The following is a 3,280-nucleotide window of genomic DNA, read 5'->3' as shown; positions in this document are numbered from 1 at the left end:
GAAGGCCGCCTACACCGCGGTCCTCAACGCCCTCAACAACGCCGCACCCAACACCTCGCCCAGCCCCACCCCGCCCGTCAGCCCGAGCCCGAGCCCGACCCCGCCGGTCAGCCCGAGCCCGCCCCCGCCGGTCAGCCCGAGCCCGAGTCCGAGTCCGAGCCCGCAGCCGGGCAACGGGTGCAGCGCGACGATACGTACGGTCAACAGCTGGCCCGGTGGCTTCCAGTCCGAGGTCACGGTCCGCGCCGGCAACGCGGCGATCAGCGGCTGGACGGTGAACTGGAGCTGGTCCGGCTCCCCGTCCATCACCCAGCTGTGGGGCGGCCTCACGTCCGGCTCCGGCTCCTCGGTCTCCGTCCGCAACGAGTCGTGGAACGGCGCCGTGCCCGCCAACGGCAGCACCACCTTCGGGTTCACCGCCAACGGCAGCCCGGAGACACCGACGCTGACGTGCAGCGCCTCCTGACCGGTGACACCATGACGCGCTCCTGACCAGGAGGAGCGCCTGGGGCACCCCCGCCACCAGCGGGGGTGCCCCTCCGCATGCCGGGCGGGACGTCAGTGCGCGAAGCCGCCGGGCCTGCCGTTCCTGTCGGCGATCAGGCCGGCGAGCGTGGCCACCGCGATCTCCGCGGGCGTACGCGAGCCGATGTTGAGCCCTATCGGGCGGTGCACGCGGGCGATCTCCTCGGGCGGGACGCCCAGCTCGGTCAGCGCCCGCACGTGCGGACCCTCGTGACGGGGGCTGCCCATGATGCCGATCCAGCGCGCGGGGCCGCGGAGGACGTCACGCAGTATCGGCCCGATCTCCGCGCGGTGATGGTCGGTGACGACCACGTCGGCCGTGCCGTCCAGATGGCCGCCTGCCTCTCTCACCACCTCGACCGAGTCCGCCGGAAGGCCGCCGAGCCCGCGATCCGGGTCGGGCTCCAGCAGGATCGGCCGGAAGCCCAGCTCCACGCCGAACCGCAGCAGGTGATCGGCCACCGGAGACGCGAACACCGCGACCAGCGTCCGCCGCTCCGTCTCCTCCGGCGGCGCGTCGCCGTGGGCCGCCGCGCATGCGGGGTCCTCGTCATGGCTGTGACTCATGCCCGCAGTTTCTCAGCCCGCGGGCGTTTTCGGTCCCCCGGACGGGGGTGGCGCTCCCGCGAAGAACTATTGCGTTTCGTCCATAAATGGTCAAGACTGAGCGCTATCGATCAGATTCGGTCGCGTACCATCGTGCAACGCGACCGAACCTGAGCGATTTCGCCTGCCGTCACCCTCCTGAGATTGCCGAGAACGCCCGAGGTGACCATGAGACACGCCGTCGCGATGCTCGCGACGCTCGCGGCGCTGGCCGCGCCGACCGCCCTGATCCCCGCCCCGGCCGAGGCCGCCCACGCCCCCGCGCCGCCCGCGGCGTACCCGGAGGTCGGCAGGGGCACCGCCTTCCTGGACCACGACGCGCTCGTGTCGGGGTACGCCGAGCCGGAGTGGTACAAGGCCAACATCCCGTTCCTGGAGGTGCCCGACCGGGAGATCCAGGACGTCTACTACTACCGCTGGAGCACCTACAAGCGGCACATCCGCTACACCGACTCCGCGACCGGCGACGTGATCACCGAGTTCCACAACCCGCCCGGATACTCCGCCCCGCTCGGCGGCATCGTCGCCGCCGCCGGTCACCACGTGTACGAGGGGCGCTGGCTGCGCGACACCCGCCCGATCGACGACTACCTCACCTACTGGCTGCAGGGACCGGGCGCCGGCCCCAAGCCGAAGGAGGAGTACCTCAACAAGGACACCGACGACTGGGCGCACCAGTACGCCTGGTGGGCGGCCGACGCCGCCTACCAGCGCTATCTGGTCACCGGCGACGCGTCCTTCGTCAAGGGGCTGCTGCCCGACCTGGTGCGGCAGTACGACAAGTGGGGCGGCCAGTACGACAAGAAGCTGGGCCTCTACTGGTCGGTGCCGGTGTGGGACGCGATGGAGTTCACCGCCTCGTCCTACGAGACCGACCCGGCCGATCCCTACCACGGCGGCGCGGGCTACCGGCCGACGCTGAACGCCTACCAGTACGGCGACGCCAAGGCGATCGCCGCCATCGCCACCTTGAGCGGCGACAAGGCGCTGGCCAAGACGTTCGAACAGCGGGCGGCGTCGCTGCAGGACGCGCTGCACCGCTATCTGTGGGACCCGAAGCGGTCATTCTTCTACCACAAGGCCCGCGCCGACCTGGACCCCCAGGAGCGGCTGGTGTCCACCCGCGAGGAGATCGGTTTCGTCCCGTGGGCGTTCGACATGGCCAGGCCCGGCACGGAGAAGGCGTGGGCGCAGCTGCTCGACCCGCAGGGGTTCGCCGCGCCGTACGGGCCGACCACCGCCGAACGGCGCAGCCCGCTGTTCATGCGCGACGCGCTGAACGGCTGCTGCCGCTGGGACGGGCCGAGCTGGCCCTACTCCACCTCGACCACGCTCACCGCGATGGCCAACCTGCTCGACGACTACGACCAGCACGTGGTCACCGCCGCCGACTACTACACGGTGCTGCGCGGCTACGCGCTCACCCAGTTCAAGGACGGGCACCCGTACGTCGCCGAGGCGCACCACCCCGACGAGCCGCGCTGGATCTACGACGCCGCGGGCCACAGTGAGCACTACAACCACTCGACCTTCGACGACCTGGTGATCAGCGGCCTGATCGGGCTGCGCCCGCAGCCGGGCGGCACGGTCGTGCTGAAGCCGCTCGCGCCGGCCGGGTGGGACTACTTCGCGCTGGAGAACGTGCCCTACCACGGCCACAACGTGACCGTGCTGTGGGACCGCGACGGCAGCAGGTATGGCCAGGGCGCGGGCATGCGCGTCTACGTGGACGGCAGGCAGGCCGCCAAGCGGGCCACGGTCGGCGAGCTGACCGCCCGGGTGCCGGCCGCCGTGACGCCCGACCGCTCCTCGCGGCCGTCCGACGACGCCGCCAACCCGTACGGCACCGGCTATCCCAAGCCGTTCGCGTCGTACACCAACGGCATCGACAACGTTTGGGACGCCGTGGACGGGCGGATCTACTACGACGACGTCCCGCACAACCGGTGGACCAACTACCGCTCGCCGAACGCCGAAGACCACCTCGGCGTGGACTTCGGCGTGCCGACCCGGGTGAGCGACGTGCGGTTCTACGCCTACGACGACGGAGGCTGCCTAATGCTTTTGTCAAGCCACCGCAGCCCGGACATGGCTAGGGTCGTACGGCCTCCTGTGCCGCAGAATCGCGTGCAGGACGTTGACACGGCGG

3 protein-coding genes are annotated in these 3,280 nt (G+C 71.0%); 2 read left to right on the top strand and 1 reads right to left on the bottom strand.

What is annotated here, in order from left to right; genetic code table 11:
• Positions 1–466: cellulose binding domain-containing protein (locus tag FLV34_RS38900; protein WP_187280871.1), on the top strand; the 466-nt coding region annotated here is incomplete at its 5' end.
• A gap of 92 nt (positions 467–558) precedes the next feature.
• On the opposite strand, the gene FLV34_RS38895 is transcribed toward FLV34_RS38900, so the two are convergent.
• Positions 559–1,092, bottom strand: coding sequence for an XdhC family protein (locus FLV34_RS38895; protein WP_147945551.1), 534 nt, complete (start codon positions 1,090–1,092; stop codon positions 559–561).
• A 207-nt stretch (positions 1,093–1,299) separates the two neighbouring features.
• Between FLV34_RS38895 and FLV34_RS38885 the strand changes: the two genes are divergently transcribed.
• Positions 1,300–3,280 (top strand): glycosyl hydrolase family 65 protein (locus FLV34_RS38885; RefSeq protein ID WP_222709798.1); only part of this gene is annotated, 1,981 nt, incomplete at its 3' end.

The organism is Microbispora sp. CSR-4, assembly GCF_008033685.1.
GTDB lineage: Bacteria > Actinomycetota > Actinomycetes > Streptosporangiales > Streptosporangiaceae > Microbispora.
The sequence above is the reverse complement of the archived record's forward strand: the minus strand, read 5'-3'. Positions and strand labels throughout refer to the sequence as shown.

What these genes read in the sequence shown, in the direction of transcription:
- FLV34_RS38895 (WP_147945551.1), bottom strand. Translation starts at nt 1,092, where the DNA reads ATGAGTCACAGCCATGACGAGGACCCCGCATGCGCGGCGGCCCACGGC.